Consider the following 18,558-nt stretch of genomic DNA (forward strand, 5'->3'; position numbering starts at 1 on the left):
TTGAACTGCCTGGTGTTTTTTTATATCTGCCACATGAAAACTGATCGCTGTAGATTCTAAATTAGTATCGCCTGATTAAATTATGTTAGTTTTAGGTTAACTTTTTGGCCTAACTATTTTCAGGGTGTCTCGTTGGTAGCGAAGAATAAGTCAAATGTGTCAGACATTTTTGCTAAATACTCGAACAAGTTAAAGCGAGTGATTGGCCGGATCGTACAGCCTGATGATATTGACGACATAGTACAAGATACCTTTGTGCGCAGTTATGAGGCTGAACTAAAGCAAGAGATTAAGTATGTTCGTAGTTATATGCTTAAAACGGCAAAACATCTGGCTTTGAATCACGTCGCGAAATCTTCCTATCGATTCAATCACTCTATTGAAGAGTTTGTTGAGACTCCCATAGAGCTTATCTCCACCTCCTTTGAATCTGAGTTCGAGAGCAAAGAGCGATTTCTATTTTTTTGTCGTGCAACGGAGCAGCTTTCAGAGCCTGTTAGAAAATGTTTTATTTTGAAAAAGGTGTATGGTTTAAGCCAAAGTGAAATTGCAAAATACCTTAATATCAGTGAAAGCACGGTAGAGAAGCATGTCGCCAAGGGATTATTCAAAAGCGTACAGTATATGGAAAGCGTCAGTGCTCAAGGTGAATCATTGCAAACTCCTTCAGCGTTATCAAAGCGGTCTGCAGGTCATCAAGATAGTCAGTCTAATATAAAAGAGTTTATTAGCAGATGAGTACAATTAAACAGTTTTACAGTAAAGAGGAACTTCAAGAGCAAGCTGCTTTGTGGATAAGCCGTATCGATAGAGGCTTATCTGAGGTTGAAATAGATTCACTGTCTAAATGGGTTAGTGAGAGTAAGGCTCATCAAGATGCTCTGTTTGAGATGGCTTCCTATTGGGACGATTTAAGTGTTCTTAATGAACTCAGCGTGCTTTTCCCTCTTGAAACAGCAAAAAATAAGTCTAAATGGCAGTACGCAGCCATCGCTGCAAGTTTTCTGCTGCTCTCTTTTGTTGGAGGAAATTGGCTTTTAGGCGGCCAAATCTCTCAACATATCTGGGGGGCAGGTGAAATCTACACCCAAAGGTTAGAGAGTCCTGTCGGCAAACAAACAAGCTTCTCTCTACCTGATGGAACTCAAGTTCAGTTAAACACCAATAGTGTTGTCGAGGTCGATTATTCATCAAACTATCGCCAGCTTACTTTAGTGACTGGTGAGGCTAAATTCGATGTGGCTAAAGATAGGTCTAAGCCTTTTACTGTCACAGCTGGTGTGCAAGCATTTACAGCCCTAGGTACGGTTTTTAATGTTCAGAAAAATGATGAACAGGATATGGAGTTAGTGGTTACTCACGGCAAAGTACTGGTAACCTCTGTCGATAAGAGCCTAGAGCAGATTAAAGAATCACTCAGTGATATTGCTGAGCAGAGCTTACCGGGATTGTTAGTTTCCACCGGCGAGAAGGTCGTGATTGCTAAAAACACCAGCTTGGCCGTTGAAGCTTTGCCGCTTGAGCAGATGCAACGTGATCTGGCTTGGCAACAGGGGATGCTTATTTTTGAGGGTGAGCCTTTATCCCAAGCATTAGACGATGTAAGCCGCTATACGTCGGTTAAATTCGAGATTGTCGATCCAGAACTGTCAGAACTGAAAGTGGCAGGCTACTTTAAAGCGGGTGATGTTGATGGCTTACTGGCCTCTTTAAGCAGTAATTTTAACATAGTTCATGTTAAAGATAGTGACAATATCATTCACTTAACTGCACCAAGTAACACTAATCCTACAAAAAAATTAACAATACAATAGAGGATTCCTCCTTCTGAACTGTTTATTAATACTGCGTAGATGGCAAACATTGGTTTGTCCGAAGCAAACTTCGATGATGCAAGCATGCTTGTTGATGCTGAGTGCGGTAATGCTGGTGGTGACTCTGCCTGCATCTGCCGAGAGTTTGATTCGCTTTGATATTGATAAACAACGAGCCGATAAAGCCATTATTGAGTTTGCAAAGCGGTCTAATCAAACAATAGTTTTTTCGTTTGATTTAACCAAAAAACACTATGCAAACAACCTTAATGGTTATTACTCGGTGACTTCCGGTTTAAAAAAATTACTAGATGGTACCGGTCTAATCGCTGTTGTTGATCTCTCTGGTCTATTGAGCATTCAAGCTGATGAACAGGAAAGGATAAATACAACAATGAAAAAAACAACAATAGCGGCTCTACTGCCCCTAGCGATAGGGACCACAGGCCAAGTTGTACAAGCGCAAGAGGTGGAGCAAGTTGAGGACGAGATAGAATCAATCTCAGTGATTGGTAGTCGTGTTCCAGGTAGAAGTTCAAACGAACTGCCCGTTCCCGTTGATATTTTAACGGCCGAAGATCTTGCAAATACTGGCCAAACGGAAGTCGGTCGTATGTTGCAGGCGATAGCCCCCTCTTTTAACTTTTCAAGCTCTGCGATCAGTGATGGTACCGATGCTCTGAGACCTGCGACTCTGCGTGGCTTAGGCCCAGATCAAACCTTGGTATTGATCAATGGTAAAAGGCGTCATCAAGCCAGTCTTATTCACATCAATACATCGGTTGGACGAGGCACTGCAGGGACAGATATGAATGCTATCCCCGCATCAGCGATTAAACGTATTGAAGTTTTGCGTGACGGTGCTGCGGCTCAATATGGTTCAGATGCAATTGCCGGTGTGATTAACATTGTACTGAATGATGCCGTTGATGGCGGTAAAATTGGCGTCTCTTACGGTGAGCATTCAGAGGGCGACGGTGAAACCACCAATGTTGATATCTCTAAAGGCTTTGCCTTAGGGGAAGATGGCTACTTAGATGCGACGTTCAACTTTAGAGATCGTGGTTCAACCAATAGGGCAGGCCTTCATGGGTCATGCCAGTTTTCAGGTTGTACTGATGCCGCCAATGGCGCGCAACTGGCTGGCGATCCAAGAGAGCTGACTGCGGACAGAAACACCTTCCGCATTGGTGATGCAACCTCTGAGCAGATAGGTATTGTGCTCAACACCGGCTATGAGCTGGGTGATGGCGAGCTTTATGGTTTCCTTACCTACTCAAATCGTGACAATGAGTCTGCCGCATTCTTCCGCCACAACAATAACAATGGCGGTAATGCACCACTGCAAGATGGTGATGCCACCATTCCTGCGGGCTTCCTGCCTAAGATAAATTCTGAGATCAGTGACCTTTCATATAACTTTGGTTATCGGACTGATTTCGACAATGATGCTTCGCTAGATTTGTCCTACACCTATGGTCGAAATAAGATTGACTATACAACCAGTGACACCATCAACTCATCTTATGCCAACTCATTAATCTATACCTCCACAATGACGGCCGATGAGATCCGCTCTTCGATACCTCGCGAAGGTTTTGCCTATGGGTTAGAGCTTTCGTTGCAAACCCTCAACTTAGATTACACAAAGCAGTATGATCTGTTTGCCCTAGCCATGGGAGCTGAAATTAGAACTGACGAGTACCGAGTGACACCGGGTGAAGAGTACTCATACCGTGACTATGATACTGACGCGATGGGGCAGAGCTTGTATGCGACCGACCGCAGTGCCGGTACCCAAGGTTTTGGTGGGATAGGTCCGGTTTCTGAAGTGGATGAAACCCGTGATGTTTTCTCTTTCTATGTAGAGTTAGAAGCTGATATTACCGACGATCTTTTGGTCAGTGGTGCGGCGCGTTATGATGACTATGAAGGCTTCGGTGACAGCACCAACTTTAAATTTGCGGCTAACTGGTCAGTGACCGATGAAATCTCTCTACGCAGTGCGGTGAGCACAGGCTTTAGAGCACCGTCAATGCAGCAACTTTACTTCAATAATATCAGTACTCAGTTTATCAATAACCCAGATCCAAATGCGCCTTCAGGTGATCAGATAGCGGTTCAGGTGGGTACCTTTAGAAACGACAGTGAACTGGCAAAATCAATCGGGATCCCTGAGCTTAAAGAGGAGGAGTCGACCAACTTCAGTATTGGTACTGTTATCGACCTAGGTTATGACATCAATCTAACGGTTGATTACTACTCCATCGATATTGATGATCGTATTGTGATCAGTAATAAACTAGGGTTTGGCTTAGATAATAATCTAGATAACGCATTGACTGCGGCGGGTGCTGGAGCAGGTCAGTTCTTCCTTAATGGGGCGGATACTGAAACCAGCGGTGTCGACATTATTGCGACCTGGAATACAGAAGTGTTAAGCGGAGACCTTAAGCTGGTTTTTGCGGCTAACTTCACTGAAACAGAGGTGGTTAATATCTTTACTCCGCCAAACAGTGCCTTAGATGGAATTCCACCTGAAGATATTTTCTCGCAGCAAGATATCTCCATTATTGAAGATTGGCAGCCAGAAGATCGCATCAGTTTAACTGGATTATATACGTTCGATGATCTGACTGTGAACTTAGGGTTTAACCGTTATGGCGAGTACACAGTAACTGACGGAGATAGCCAAACTTACGGCGCAGAGATCCTCACCGATCTTCGCATTAAATACCAAGTGACTGACAACTTATCATTCAACATCGGTGGCAATAACATTTTTGATGTTTACCCTGATGAGAACATGATTGGTAACTCGAGATCGGGAACCATTGTTGACAGCGCAGGTAATGAAATCGTTAACAGCCCGGGGGTATTTACCTATTCACGTCGTTCAGCACCATTTGGATTTAATGGGGCTTACTACTATGCGGGGGCTGAATACAGCTTTTAATTAAGCAGTTCATTAAACCGTTAATTATTGTCTTCACCAGACACAAAAAAACCTAGCGAAAGCTAGGTTTTTTTGTGTCGCAATAGAAGTGGCTTACTTACCCCAAATATTACTATTTGATGTTGGCTTAGAAGCTGGAGAGCTAGATGAACTCTGGCCAGAAGGTTTACGTGAGCGGCCATGGCTTGAGTTCTTATCATTTGGCTTATGACCGCGTGCCGCTTCGCCGCTACGTTGGCCATCTTTATGCTCTGTTTTGCCTTCACTGTTTCTACGTGGGCGTCTATTCTTGTCAGAGTCGCTGCGGGTATCACCGCTACCACGTCCCTGTTTACTTCCGCGAGACTGGCTATTGCCATTACGGCCATTGCCTCTGCCATTTGCATTACGCGGACCGCGATTTTGACCATGCTTTTGGCTATTAAGATCATTGTCAGGCAAAACCTGAGTCGGCACAAAGCCCTCAACCTCTTTACGGGGAATATTCTGCTTAATTAAGCGCTCGATATCCCTAAGTAGCTTGCTCTCATCGCCGCTAACTAGAGACACTGCTTGACCGTTCGCGCCAGCACGACCTGTACGGCCGATACGATGAACGTAATCCTCAGGTACATTAGGTAGGTCGAAGTTAACGACGTTCGGCAGTTGATCGATATCGATACCGCGAGCTGCGATATCAGTAGCAACTAATACGCGAACTTCGCCACTCTTAAAGTTTGCTAAGGCTTTTGTGCGGGCACCTTGGCTCTTATTACCGTGGATTGCCGCTGCGGTGAGGCCGCTAGCTTCAAGGTTTTTAGCAATACGGTTAGCGCCATGTTTAGTGCGACTAAATACCAGTACTTGTTTCCACTCATTCTGTTTAACCAGATGGATAAGGGCGGCAGTCTTCTGTTTCTGATCTACAGGATAGATATACTGCTCAACGGTTTTAGCCGTGGCATTACGCGGCGTAACAGATATCTCAACTGGGTTGTTCACTAAGCCTTTAGCTAAGTTGCGGATATCATCAGAGAAGGTGGCCGAGAACATCAAGTTCTGGCGCTTGGCTGGCAATATCTTAAGAATTTTTTTAATGTCATGAATAAAGCCCATGTCTAACATGCGGTCGGCTTCATCGAGTACCAGCACTTCAAGCTGTTTAAAGCTAACGGCGCCTTGATTATACAAGTCCAGTAAGCGACCCGGTGTTGCGACTAAGATGTCGACCCCTTTACCTAGCTTAGATATCTGCGGGCCTATGCCTACGCCACCAAAAATAACGGCGGAGCGCAGTGGAAGGTTTTTACCGTACGTTTCAACGCTTTCTGCAACTTGAGCTGCCAGTTCACGGGTAGGAGTTAACACTAACGCTCGAACCTGCTTTGCTGGAGCACGCTTTCCTCTGCTTAACAGCTCTAAAAGCGGTAGCGTAAATCCTGCTGTTTTACCTGTGCCTGTTTGAGCTGCGGCCATTACATCTTTGCCTTCGAGTACAGCCGGAATGGCTTGGGCTTGAATTGGCGAAGGAGTATCGTAACCTTTTTGGGCAACAGCTTTTAATATTGGGGCTGATAACCCCAGGGAGGTAAAACTCATAGATAGATCTCTCGGTGCATTAAAACAGCAGAATTCATGGAGCCAGTGACGCTGGCGGGCGTGCATCTTACAGGATAAGAGCTAAAAGAGCTAATTAATAAGCAGAGGAGGATGTTTTAGCCACCATAGGGCTTCTCTGTTTTAACGGGTTTGCTTGCAGAGCTATGTATACCCAAACAACTTCAAGGTGCAGGATTCAGCATCTTGAGGTCGCTTGGGTATAGCTATAGCTAATGAACGGAAATAGAGTTAAATCATTTTGTTTAAACTCTGTACGTGTTACTCTCGCGCCCTAAACGCTCAACTTGGCTAAGACTGTTGGGTTATTAGTCTTTAGGTTTTATGAAACAGTCGATAGTTAGTTATCTTAAAGATGATGAAAATCATTGGGTTGCTATACTTCAATGTGGACATTATCAACACGTTAGGCATACGCCACCTTGGGTAAATCGCCCTTGGGTGATAACAGCGCAGGGCCGAAAGTCTATGCTGGGTTATAAACTGAATTGCAAAAAATGTGATTTAGGGGCTGCTAAAGACGTGAGTGAGTAAAATCACCGTAAAAATTTTGACTTAACGCGAGTGCAAAGATGATTTGCCAAGCGATAAGATTATATCTGTAGGAAATAAGTAATATGACACAAACTAAGAAATTCGATTTTCGCATCGTTCAAGATAAGGACGTATGGGCCGCTGAGATCACGCGTCGTATGACAGCGAGAAAGACGATCGTTTCGAAAAGAAAAACTGGCTTTGCAACTGAAGCCGAGGCCACAGCTTGGGGTGAGAAAGAGCTTAAATCTTTCCTCGACAACCTGATGGAGCGTAACGAGCGCAAAGCTAAGCAGCGCGAAGTACGTAATGATGCTGCCGCTGCAAAAGAGCTTGCTGCCGATGCATGGCGCGATGCCCGTGATGTTGCCGATGGTGACAGAACTTTTGATGAAGATAGCGATGACTACGCATCTGATGAAGCTAAGTAATTAGCCACTCTTTAGCGTATATAGTTTATCGCTTTATCATTAAGCGAAAAATAGAAGGCCGGTAGAGCAAACGCTCACCGGCCTTTTTTGTTTTTGTGCTTTGCAAGCGAACTTGCCAGATAACAAGGTAGTGAACTTGTGGGATAACAAGTTTCAAGTATCTTTTTAGTTGGGTTCATTGGGCTTCTTTTATATTTATTGAACTTGCTAGGTACCATAGCTGTATTGTTATCTAACGCCTGTCCGGCGAGGAATGTGCAAACACTTCTGCGACACGCCGCAAGCACAATCCCTGTGGGCTCTGCCGTGACATCCATGTCACGGAAGGTCGCAGCCGCGTTCACACCCGATTATTTATCTCTTCGATTGAGGTTTTGGGCTGTAACTCATTTTTGGACAGAAATGCGTTAGTGCATTGAGTCGAATTAAGCTGATATTGATTAGAAAAAGTATCTTAGCTCCCTAATCCGCCCCGGCCCCTTTATGGAGAGAAAAGATGGAGGTAAATCAAAAACTAGTTGAAGATATATTGAGAAGACAAAAGGTATGGCTGTCCCGTCTTTTGTTGCAAGTGGTTTCTGGTGGCTTTAAAATTGAAAAAGCGAACTAGTGAGCTTAATGCTATTAGGATAAGCATATAACCCGCGATTAGGTTAAAGGCTTATAATGAAAGAACCCAGTTTTCACTGGGTTATTTTGCTTTTAAATGTTTAAGAATATTAGCTAATTGCTCATTTTTACGCTTAAACGATCGGTATTGAACTAGTGAGCTCGCTTTTTTGTTGGGCGAGGAAGGGTCACCGGATACGACTTATTTTGATTTAGGTACAGTTGGATAGAGTATAGGTCTTGTAGATACAAGCTCTAACTAAAATGCTAAAATATAAATCTCGTAATATTAAGAGAAAATCATGACAGAACAGATTGACGACCCTATTGAAATTGAAGCTCAAGAAGAACTTGAATTAGCTGTTCATCCTCACCCTATGGGTACAGAGACTCAAATTCGAATAGCCAAAGAGCAGTCGAGTGTTTATGAGTTGCTTCGTAAGGAAAGTAAAGGGTTACTAGTATTAGCGCCTGCTTTTCAACGCATTGATGTATGGGATAAAAAACACAAGTCTGAACTGATTGAATCCATCTTAATGGGGATCCCAATACCACTGATTTATTTGTTTGAAGACGAATATGGGATTCGTCAAATTGTTGATGGTAAGCAACGCATAACTGCGTTAAAAGAATTTATAAATAACTCTTTTTCACTTTCAGAACTATCTATGTTACCTCAATTAAAGGGGTTGAAGTTCGAGCAGATTCCATCACTGCTACAGGCAAAGCTGGAAGATTATCAACTACAAACTTATGTCATTCAGCCCCCGACTCCAGAATCTGTCAAATTTAACTTGTTTGAACGAGTTAATCGAGGAGGAGTAAATCTAAATAAGCAAGAGATGCGGCATGCACTCTATCAAGGGAGAGCCACGGTTCTTTTGGAAGAACTTGCAATGAGTCAAGAGTTTCAACTAGCAACAGGATTCGGGGTTAAATCCAACCGCATGCGAGATCGGTATCTGATATTACGATTTATTGCTTTTTATCTCTACTTTACAAATCAATTGCCAAATATACAGTATCGTTTGGGTATTGATGGCTTTTTGGCATCTGTCATGAGGTTTGTTAATCAGGCTCCCAAAGAGTTGATTGAACATGTGAGGCACGTTTCCTTGTTAGGGATGAGAAATTCGGCAATAATTCTTGGTGAGAATGGCGTACGATTTGCGCCCAAAAAACCTGGTGGAAATAAACGCCCTGTTAATATGGGACTGTTTGAAATGCTGATTTTTACTTTTTGCTATGTAGATTTATCAATTGTGAACCATCAAGAAATAAAGAGGGTTATCGAGCGACAAAAGTTTGAAATTGATCAAATGGATTTGCTAGCTGGCTCTATTGACACGACAGCTAATGTCACTGAACGCTTTAACCTTGCTCAACAGTTAATTCAGAGAGCTAAGTATGCTTAAAAAACTATCTATCAGCAACTTTAAAAGTATTGATAAAGAAAAATTAAAAATCGCACCACTAACGATCCTTACGGGGATTAACTCGACGGGAAAGTCTACTGTAATTCAAGCTATTTTATTGCTTTTAAGGTTTGCTATACCTGTAAACCGTGTCACATTGAATAAAGTTGTTTCTGCTTATGTTTCTCCAAGAGATACTCGAAACCGATACACTAACCAATCTGACATTAATATCGAACTAGAGCTGAATAGCGAAGTCTTTGATTCTCTTTTACTTCAAACAATAAAAAGTGAGGATGATCAGGTTTTGTTTCGTGGTGGTATTAAGCCAACGGAAAAGTACATAGGAAGTGGTGAATTTAATCCCGCAGAACCCCCTTTAACATATGTTTATGAACCTGAGGAAGGAGCGTCGAATTGCTCTGAACTCTTCTATCTTAATGCAACAAGATTGGGCCCTCAAAGTACCTCCGAAGTCGGTGACTTTAAAGTAGGTTTGTTGGGGGAGCTTATTTTCTCTACTTATGATCAAATTAAAAATCAAGCTCTACCAGAAAAGTTAGTTAAGTTTTCTGAATCCAGCACTATAGGTTATCAGGTGAGTCAGTGGCTCAGTAAAATCACTGATTCAAAGCTAGAGTTGAGGACTGAAAAAATTAACAGTGAACAGATTAAAGTTTCTTTTAATAGTGATGGACTCGAAGAGCTATCTCCTCAAAATCTTGGGGCAGGTATAAGCTATCTAGCTAAAGTGGTAATCCTATGCTTTATGGCTAAAAAAGGTGATTTAGTTATTATAGAAAATCCTGAAATTCACCTTCACCCTAAATCACAGGCTCAGTTAGGAGTCTTTTTTTCCTTTATTGCGAGCAGTGGAATTCAACTGATTATTGAAACTCATTGTGAACATTTGATACAGAAAATCAGGGGAGAGGTAAGAAATGAGGCCATTGAGTGTGAAGATGTTGTCATTCACTACAAATCCGCTACATTAAAACCTTTTGATACTTTATTCTTAGATGCTAATGGTCATTATTGTGATCAAGAAGAAAATCGTATCAGTTTTCCTAAAGGGTTCTTTGATACCAGTGTCGATACTTTACTGAGTTTACGATAGGACTCGTCATGACTAGACCAAGCTACAAAGTCGTGCTTTCCGATAAATTATTTAGTATTTACAAGAAAGCATCGCTTCCATGCCTTCTAAGAGCAAAAGAAAGAAAAGCCTATGATTTATTGATGGGTAATATTGAGTTAGATATTTTAACGAATGCTGCTCAAGTTCAGCGTTGCAAAGACGACCATAACTTACCCGAAGAAGTATATAATGATTTGTATCCTATACTTCTGAATCTTGATGACCAAAAAGATTTATCTTTAGAGCAACTATCAAAGGAAACGTTATTTAAACTAATAGTTACTATTGCTGATGGAGAAAATAGCCCTCCATTTTTTAACCTTAAAAAACAGCATATAAAACGCAATTATACTTTATCTTGTCTGCATGATGAAGAAAGAGAGCCATTAAAAGATTACTTAGTCTGTCTTTTGCAAGGAGCTAATAAAGTCTTAATTCATGATAAATACTTTTCAAGTGAAGACGATAATAAGCAGATATTTACCTTCCTTCCAGATAAGGACATCATTATTCAATATGTTGAAAATGGTGAGAGAAGTAATGGTCGTTTTGTTCGAGATATCTGTGGAGCTAACGCTAAATGGAAAGTAGAGCAATGCGATACAACTCAAGCAGAGTTCAATAGGTTTGCTCGGTCTCATGATCGTTATCTTATTATCAATGAAGAAATAGAATTAACGTTGACTAGTGGCTTTTCTTACATTTGGAACAAAGAAAAAGAAATCACCTGTGTTGTTAGAGAGTTGTTGGGATAAGTGGAGTAAAAAAATCTACCAAACATATACATGCATAAAGATAGGACAGGCATAACTTATAGACGATGCAAAAGCCTTTCATATTAGCCTTTCTATAGCTAAAGCTTTACATGTTAGCGATTTCCCCAGATAAGCCAAATCGAAGAGATACTCTTGCTTTTAGAACAGTAGGTGTAGATGCGGCTGCGAGTTTTGGCAGCATGGAAGCTGCCGTAAAGCCCACACGGATGTGTTCACGGCGTCTCGCAGAAGTAGCTGCACATAAGCACGCTGCCAGCGATAAATACCCCTGAAGGTATGACCTTCAACAACCTAACCCAGTACCAATTCAGATAAAAATTAACACATAGAAAATGTGATCAGTCTTCATTCGAAGACTATCTAACTTTGGGGCAAAAATCAGTTACAAAACCTTCCCAAGTAAGTCAAAATCGAAGAGACAAATTATCAGGTATAGATGCGGCTACGAGTTTTGGCAGCATGGAAGCTGTCGTAAAGCCCACAGGGATGTGCTAGTGGCGTCTCGTAGAAGTATCTATACGTAAGCACGCTGCCAGCGATAAATAACCCTGAAGGTATGACCTTCAATAATCTACCCAGTACCAATTCAGATAAAAGTTAACATATAGAACATGTAATCAGTCTTCATTTGAAGACTCACACTATCATTTGAACAAAGGGTTTCACCTTTAGTCATTCATGAATCATTTTTAGCTAGATATTCCTAACATATCCATAGTCTTATAAAAAAATCCGATGACTTGGGTCATCGGATTTTGGGTTACTTAGTGCTTGTCTCGTCAAGTGCTTCGTAAGGTTTGACGAGTAAGACTGAACACACTTATATCAACAATAAGTTTATATCTTGTTGCTATCTCCATTAAGGTATTGTTCGCATCTAATACTAATTGATCTAAATGGGCTCCAACCTATGTTGTTTTTGGCTCTGGCTTTAAGGCTAATATAGCTAGGGCTGTAGTTAAAAGATTTGAAGAAGTTTGCATTTGAGCCTGAGTAGATCAAGGAGCTTCCCATATAAACCTCATACTGGGTTGGTGAGTTGGTTGCGGTAACCGTACCAGAGAGCCACATTCCATCCTCTGGAATTCGTTTCAGATCTAAATCTTCTCCTTGTGGAGCGATTGGCATCTGGCCACCGCTGAAGCATTCAGCAAAAGCAGTGAAAGAGCTCACTACTGGCACTGATGTTGTTCCTGTCACTGTTACACTTCGATTGGTGCTCGCACCATTACTGTGCCTGACAGATATTTGATAGGTACCTGCACTGGCATAATTATGGTTCAGTGTTCTGCTGCTTGCTAAATTGCTAATGCCTGATGTGCTGCCATCACCCCAATAGACGGTGAAATCTTGGTAGCCTGTATCAGCAGACTTAACACAAGATCTTAGGCTCACGGGCATGGTGACTGAGCTGTTGGACACTGATGGTCGAATGATAGGTGAAAATGCTGAACTGTATGGATTGACCAAATCTGCAAAATAGATATCTGTACGGTAAATCTGCCAATATTGTTCATTGAAATATTTAACCTGTGCAACGACACCTGCGCGGAAATCAATATCCAGCACACCAGCAGCAACGGTTTCATTACCGCCTATGTTGTCACCATTTCCACACATATTACCGTAGTAGCCAGAAAGTTTAATTGGTAGAGAAGGTTTGATACCCACCTTCGCCCAAATCAGTCCCCAATATATACGTCCTTTAATCGCTACTTCAGCCCAAGGTTCAATGCTTGCTGATGCCATTAATTGATATTGGATATTATCCATACTTAATGTGCCATTATCATTGAATGAGCTTGATACTCTGGCGCAGTTGTTCTTGTCACAGGCATACTCATAATGACCTGTAATATCAAGTACTTTCTCTAACCCTACATCTCCGCTGGCACTGAGTGTTAGGTCGCCTGTTCCTGCCCTAATGGGTAATTTAACATCGTATTGAACTGGAACAATACCAATCATAAACCATCCATTGGCTATATTTGGTTCTGCAATATTCCAGGTATAACCGGTAAAGGTATGTGTTGCTTCACCGTGTAGATTGATGTCTCCGGTAACAGCATAATCAGCTCTAGCATTAAGCTTCTTCATGCGAATTTTATAGGGAATACAAAAACTTCTCTTATATTTGTACTCTAGAGTAGCCTTACCGTTTCCCGAAGTGGTTGCGTTAATCTCAACGTCCACAAAAGCATTACCGCTACCGAAACGTTTGGATTTGTTGAATGTCTCATTAAATGATTTAGACCAGTTTTTACTTCTGTGAGTCCAGCCAAAACATCCTTTTGCCTCGAACTTATCATCTCCAGTATTTATTCCCTTAATATTTAATAAGTCATATTGCTCTTGCTGAATATCTTGCCAACCACGTTTTGCTACTAGAGCATTCATATCGCTGAGAGAGGTGACGCTTGCTGCATCTTTGTCTAAAACGATCACATCGAACTCATCATCAACGGCTTGAAGTTCTGGCATACAAGGTTCAGCGGCTTTAATACAAGGAACTGGGGTACGATCAAATTCATCAACAATTTCATCCCGTTCACTTATCGGCAAGCCAGCATAAAGGTAAGCTTCATTTGCACCTCGAGACGAGTACAAAAAGTAGAAATCAGATTGCTGTGGTGCCCCGTTTTCATCCGTATAGCTGATCTGTTTTAGCTCATAGTCAGTACCTGACATTAGGACAACTGTCTCAACATCACTGCCTTTTGCCGGACCATATAAGTCTGCTGCACTTGTATTGGCGAGACTTATTGGCGAAGTAACCACAAGTCCTACTAGGGTAATTTTCCTAAATATCTTTTTTAAGTTTATTTGTATATTCATATTAAAAGTTCATCCTTGGTTGGATTTAACAAAAAATATTTAACCCAGATAAGTCTATTTCTCTATAACCAGCGTGGAACTAATCTTAATTAATAGATTTTGTTCCACGAGTACTTCTCAATGAAAAAACAAACTTCTATATATAAATCAACGAGACTAACCATTGCCTAACCTATTAATTATAAAAGGTTCTATATCAAGGTTTTGGAATGTATTTAACCATAAGTGCCTAAAGTATCTCTAATAGCTGCACATTTGAAAAATGACGTATCCCTATATGTTTTTTATAGTTAGAATACGTTGATAAATACATACGTTTGGATTTTAAATTTAACGCACGTTTATAACCTACATATATTCCATGCCGAGAACATAGTACGAAAGAACTGTAATTAATAAGGTGGAAAAGTATTGTATTTAATTACTAGTACAATAGGGTTGAAGTGCAAAAGGGGAGTTCGTAATTAATAACGGGTTTGTAAAATCGTTTATTGCACATAGATGAACTTCTCAGTTCCAGTTAGATCAATGTTCTATATCTTGGTTATATCTGAGATTACCTGATAAATCATCCTTTGCAGCATACTAAATATGGTCGATAGTGCTTGGTGGTAGATGCCCGTTTGTCACCTCCTATTTCTAGTCGTAGAAACATAGCGAAGCTATGACCATAAAAATCCCTTAAGGTTTATCTAAAGGGGGATTTTTATTGATCTAGCTCAATTTTTGTGAATCTCTTAACATTTACAAGCATGCTAGTTTATTCCTTAAGCTTGGCCTGCGATACTTGGAGCTATCTCCCATTTCCCTTAAGCCGATATTGAAAAAACGGCTTTCACGCTTGCAGGAACTGCATGGAAAAATCGCTAGAGAAAGTGCTGACATCTTGGCTAAAACAGCAGAAAGGTGCCTGTGGTTTCTACCTAAATTTAACTGTTCTGTTTGGTTTGTTAACTGGGCTTTCATTGGTTGTTCAGGCCTACTTTATCGCCACTATTTTACATGGGGTGATTATTCTAGAGCTGCCAAGAGAGCAGTTCAGCCATGAGTTTTATGCTCTGCTAGGTTTGATTTTTGTGAGAGCTTTGCTGGCTTTTGCTAGAGAGCGAGCCAGTTTTGAAGCAGGAAAGCGGTTAAGAACTCATATTCGCTCCATGGTACTCGATAAGCTTAATGAGCTAGGACCTGCTTTTGTCAAAGGCAAACCAGTGGGTAGCTGGGCGAGTATCGTGTTGGAGCAAGTGGAAGATCTTCATGATTTTTATGCCCGTTATTTGCCACAGGTCTTACTGGCTGGCTTTATTCCTCTCACTATTCTTGTGGTTGTGTTCCCGATTAACTGGGCCGCTGGTGTGATCTTATTTGCCACTGCGCCGCTTATTCCTATGTTTATGATCTTGGTTGGCATGGGGGCGGCCGATGCCAACCGTAAAAACTTTGGTGCGCTGGCGCAGTTAAGCGGCCACTTTATGGACAGGCTTAAAGGCCTTAGTACCCTAAAGCTGTTCAATCGCGGTAATGCTGAGGCCAAGGAGATAGAGTCTGCATCGGAAGAGTTTAGAGAGCGCACTATGTCTGTTCTGCGAATGGCGTTTTTAAGCTCTGCTGTGCTTGAGTTCTTTGCCGCTGTCTCTATAGCAGTTCTGGCAGTCTATTTTGGTTTTAGTTATCTAGATCATCTTAATTTTGGTGATTATGGAGCTGGCTTGACCCTGTTTACTGGCCTGTTTGTGCTTATTTTGGCTCCAGAGTTTTATCAACCTCTGCGTGATATGGGAACCCACTATCATGCAAAGGCCCAAGCGATAGGGGCTGCTGAAGAGTTGATGGCACTGCTTAACTATGAACATAAGGATATGGGTGATGGCGAAGGGGAAGACGCTAGCGATAGATGCAGTGAGTCCGCTCTTGGGGATCTCTCGTTAGGGTTAAGTCTAGAAGCCTGTGAGCTAAGGGTGAGTAGCTTAGATGGTGCGCCTCTGCTGGGGCCGATAAGTTTTAGGTTAAAAGCGGGTGAGCATCTGGCTATTGTTGGTCCAAGTGGTGCGGGAAAAACCAGTTTACTCAATGTATTGCTGGGTTTTCTCCCCTATGAAGGCTCACTTAAGGTCAACGGCGTTGAGTTACGTGAACTGGACAAGGGGTTATGGAGGAAGCAGCTGGCATGGCTTGGTCAAGATCCACAACTGTTTCACGGGACTATTCGCGATAATGTGGCGATGGCTAATCCACAAATGAGTGATGAGTTGGTGAGGAAAAATCTGGCTCAGGCTAAGGTGCTGGATTTCGTTGAACAGCAGGCCGATGGACTCGATTACCAAATAGGTGAGCAGGCTGCAGGCCTCTCAGTAGGCCAAGCACAGCGAATTGCGCTTGCTCGTGCTCTGGGACAAAATGCACATCTGTATCTGCTTGATGAGCCAACTGCCAGCTTAGATAGTCACAGTGAACAAGCAGTACAAGAGGCGCTCACAGAGGTGATGATTAACTCAACTTCTTTGATGGTGACCCACAGGTTAGATCAGTTGGATAGGATGGACACTATTTTAGTGCTCGACAGAGGACTGATTGCTGAGCAGGGCAGTTTTGCACAGTTGAGTCAGGCTAATGGAGTATTTAAGCAGATGCAGCAAGAGGCGGTGAATCAAGCCTCAAGTGTAGAGGGAGCAAGCTCATGAAGGTGTTGTTTCCTTTTTTAAAGCTATTCAAGCACCAGTGGTTGATGATGTTTACTGGCCTGCTTCTCAGTGTTGTGACCTTGATGGCGGGCATAGGTTTATTGTCGCTTTCAGGCTGGTTTCTCTCGGCCGCTGCGGTGGCGGGCCTATCGGCTGCCACTGCCATGATGTTTAACTATTTTACCCCCGCAGGTGGCGTGCGGTTTCTCTCTATTGCGCGCACGGCGAGTCGTTATGGTGAACGATTAGCTACCCATGAGGCGACGTTTAAGCTGCTAACTCAGTTGAGAAGCTGGGCGTGGCGTAAGTTGCTGCCCTTAAGCGCTGAAAACTTACAGGGATTGAGACAGGGAGATCTGCTAAATCGCTTAGTCGCAGATATTGATACTTTAGATCATCTCTATCTGAGGTTAATCACGCCAATGGCGGCGTCATTGATCATGCTTGTGGTGCTCTACTTTTTTGTGGCCTGGTTCGATACCGATTTAGCGCTTATTTTGAGCGGCACCTTACTGGCCGTATGGGGGCTACTGCCACTGGTTTTTTACCATTTAGGCCGAAGACCAGGTGTTGAACTGCTTGAGAATAAACGTCAATTACGGGTGTTGTTACTTGAGTTTATTCAGGGGCAGGCGGAGATCAGCCTATTTGGCGCAACCGATAGATTTAGAGCCGAGTTAGCGGCATCAGAGCAGGCGCTATTTAGTAATCAATCTGCGATGGCCAGTGTGACGGCTTTAAGTCAAGCCATGTTGGTGTTGTGTCATGGCGTTGCTGTGGTGTTGGTATTTTATGTGGCTACAGCGGGTGTAGGTGAACATGTTCCACCTGGGCCTATTCTGGCCACTATGGTATTTATGACCATGGCCTGTATTGAGATGTTGATGCCGATAGCTGGTGCATTCCAGCACCTCTCCTCTTGTGTCTCTGCTGCGACGCGAGTAAATGAGCTTTTGGATCAAGAGCCAGGGATCAGTTTTAACACTGATAGCGAGCTTAAGATCACGCAAGGTGAACTTAAGCTCTCCGATCTCTCCTTTAGCTATGATGGCGAGCATCAGGTGCTGAGCCGATTAAGCCTCTGTATTAAAGCCGGTGAAAAGGTGGCTTTGTTAGGTCAAACTGGCTGTGGTAAGTCGAGCCTGCTCTCTTTGATAGCGCGTGAGTGGGAGGCTCAAGAGGGGGAGATCAGTATCGATGGTGAGCGGTTAGACCGTTACAGCGAGTCGTCACTCAGAGAGGGGATAACCTTAGTGAGTCAGCGCATCTATCTGTTTGCAGGCACCTTGAGAAGTAATCTCATTTTGGCCCAAGCTGAGGTTGAACCTTTAGCCACAAGAGCCTTGAGACGCGAGGCGCAAGCGGCGAATGATGCGATATTGATTGAGGTGTTAAACAGAGTAGGCCTAAGTTCGCTCACCCAAGGAGAGGCACCGCTTGATGCTTGGATTGGTGAAGGGGGTAGACAGTTATCCGGTGGTGAGCAGCGACGGATCGGTGTGGCCAGAGCCCTGTTACGTGATGCACCTATTTTATTACTCGATGAGCCGACTGAAGGTTTAGATAAACGCACCGAGCGTGAAATATTAGCCCTTCTGTTTGAATTTGCTAAAGATAAAACGGTAGTGATGATCAGCCACAGATTAACGGCGATGGAGCAGATGGACTGTATCTATTTGATGGAGGAGGGGGGAGTGTTAGCCCATGGCGAGCATGATCAGTTACTTCAAGATAGCCCATATTATAAGAGTCTATACCGCCAGCTGGTTTAAGGCT

Annotated in this window: 13 protein-coding genes; 11 read left to right on the top strand and 2 right to left on the bottom strand. The window is 42.7% G+C overall.

Annotation, left to right across the window (positions count from 1 at the left end; genetic code table 11):
• Positions 1 to 132: 132 nt before the first annotated feature.
• The 3 genes from SWOO_RS03585 to SWOO_RS03595 all read left to right on the top strand — a co-directional run bounded on the left by SWOO_RS03585 (position 133) and on the right by SWOO_RS03595 (position 4,770).
• A complete protein-coding gene (locus SWOO_RS03585; protein ID WP_012323342.1) occupies positions 133 to 738 on the top strand; it encodes an RNA polymerase sigma factor in 606 nt (201 codons plus the stop codon).
• Positions 735 to 1,814, top strand: coding sequence for a FecR family protein (locus SWOO_RS03590; RefSeq protein ID WP_012323343.1), 1,080 nt, complete (start codon positions 735 to 737; stop codon positions 1,812 to 1,814). Before SWOO_RS03585 ends, SWOO_RS03590 begins: the two co-directional genes overlap by 4 nt.
• Before the next feature lie 73 nt (positions 1,815 to 1,887).
• Positions 1,888 to 4,770 carry a TonB-dependent receptor plug domain-containing protein gene (locus tag SWOO_RS03595; RefSeq protein ID WP_041417479.1) on the top strand — a complete coding sequence of 961 codons (2,883 nt, stop codon included), beginning with the start codon at positions 1,888 to 1,890 and terminating at the stop codon, positions 4,768 to 4,770.
• 93 nt (positions 4,771 to 4,863) lie between these two features.
• Here the strand turns inward: SWOO_RS03595 and SWOO_RS03600 are convergent, their stop codons facing one another.
• Positions 4,864 to 6,348, bottom strand: coding sequence for a DEAD/DEAH box helicase (locus tag SWOO_RS03600; protein ID WP_012323345.1), 1,485 nt, complete (start codon positions 6,346 to 6,348; stop codon positions 4,864 to 4,866).
• 342 nt (positions 6,349 to 6,690) lie between these two features.
• Here SWOO_RS03600 and SWOO_RS25790 point away from each other — a divergent pair, with 342 nt between their 5' ends.
• From SWOO_RS25790 to SWOO_RS03625, 6 genes are all read left to right on the top strand, one after another.
• Complete coding sequence (locus SWOO_RS25790) at positions 6,691 to 6,900, top strand: DUF3565 domain-containing protein (RefSeq protein WP_012323346.1); 210 nt, start codon at positions 6,691 to 6,693, stop codon at positions 6,898 to 6,900.
• Positions 6,901 to 6,983: 83 nt separating this feature from the next.
• Positions 6,984 to 7,331: a DUF3622 domain-containing protein gene (locus SWOO_RS03605; protein ID WP_012323347.1), complete on the top strand. Its 348-nt coding sequence runs from the start codon at positions 6,984 to 6,986 to the stop codon at positions 7,329 to 7,331.
• Between the two features lie 911 nt (positions 7,332 to 8,242).
• A complete protein-coding gene (locus SWOO_RS03610) occupies positions 8,243 to 9,355 on the top strand; it encodes a DUF262 domain-containing protein (RefSeq protein ID WP_012323348.1) in 1,113 nt (370 codons plus the stop codon).
• On the top strand, positions 9,348 to 10,472 hold the full coding sequence (locus SWOO_RS03615; RefSeq protein ID WP_012323349.1) for an AAA family ATPase: 1,125 nt from the start codon (positions 9,348 to 9,350) through the stop codon (positions 10,470 to 10,472). Before SWOO_RS03610 ends, SWOO_RS03615 begins: the two co-directional genes overlap by 8 nt.
• 8 nt (positions 10,473 to 10,480) lie before the next feature.
• Positions 10,481 to 11,248 carry a hypothetical protein gene (locus SWOO_RS03620; RefSeq protein ID WP_012323350.1) on the top strand — a complete coding sequence of 256 codons (768 nt, stop codon included), beginning with the start codon at positions 10,481 to 10,483 and terminating at the stop codon, positions 11,246 to 11,248.
• Positions 11,249 to 11,358: 110 nt separating this feature from the next.
• Entirely contained in the window at positions 11,359 to 11,541 is a 183-nt protein-coding gene (locus SWOO_RS03625; RefSeq protein ID WP_041417480.1) for a hypothetical protein, read from the top strand.
• 565 nt (positions 11,542 to 12,106) lie between these two features.
• Here the strand turns inward: SWOO_RS03625 and SWOO_RS03630 are convergent.
• A complete protein-coding gene (locus tag SWOO_RS03630) occupies positions 12,107 to 14,104 on the bottom strand; it encodes a PKD domain-containing protein (protein ID WP_012323351.1) in 1,998 nt (665 codons plus the stop codon).
• 854 nt (positions 14,105 to 14,958) lie between these two features.
• On the opposite strand from SWOO_RS03630, the gene cydD reads away from it, so the two are divergent.
• Together cydD and cydC are read left to right on the top strand one after the other, a co-directional pair.
• A complete protein-coding gene (cydD, locus tag SWOO_RS03635) occupies positions 14,959 to 16,782 on the top strand; it encodes a heme ABC transporter permease/ATP-binding protein CydD (RefSeq protein ID WP_012323352.1) in 1,824 nt (607 codons plus the stop codon).
• Positions 16,779 to 18,554 (top strand): heme ABC transporter ATP-binding protein/permease CydC, encoded by a 1,776-nt coding sequence (gene cydC, locus SWOO_RS03640; RefSeq protein ID WP_012323353.1) that lies wholly within the window; start codon positions 16,779 to 16,781, stop codon positions 18,552 to 18,554. Before cydD ends, cydC begins: the two co-directional genes overlap by 4 nt.
• Positions 18,555 to 18,558 lie beyond the last annotated feature (4 nt).

Origin of the sequence: Shewanella woodyi ATCC 51908, assembly GCF_000019525.1 — a bacterium.
Taxonomy (GTDB): Bacteria; Pseudomonadota; Gammaproteobacteria; order Enterobacterales; family Shewanellaceae; genus Shewanella; species Shewanella woodyi.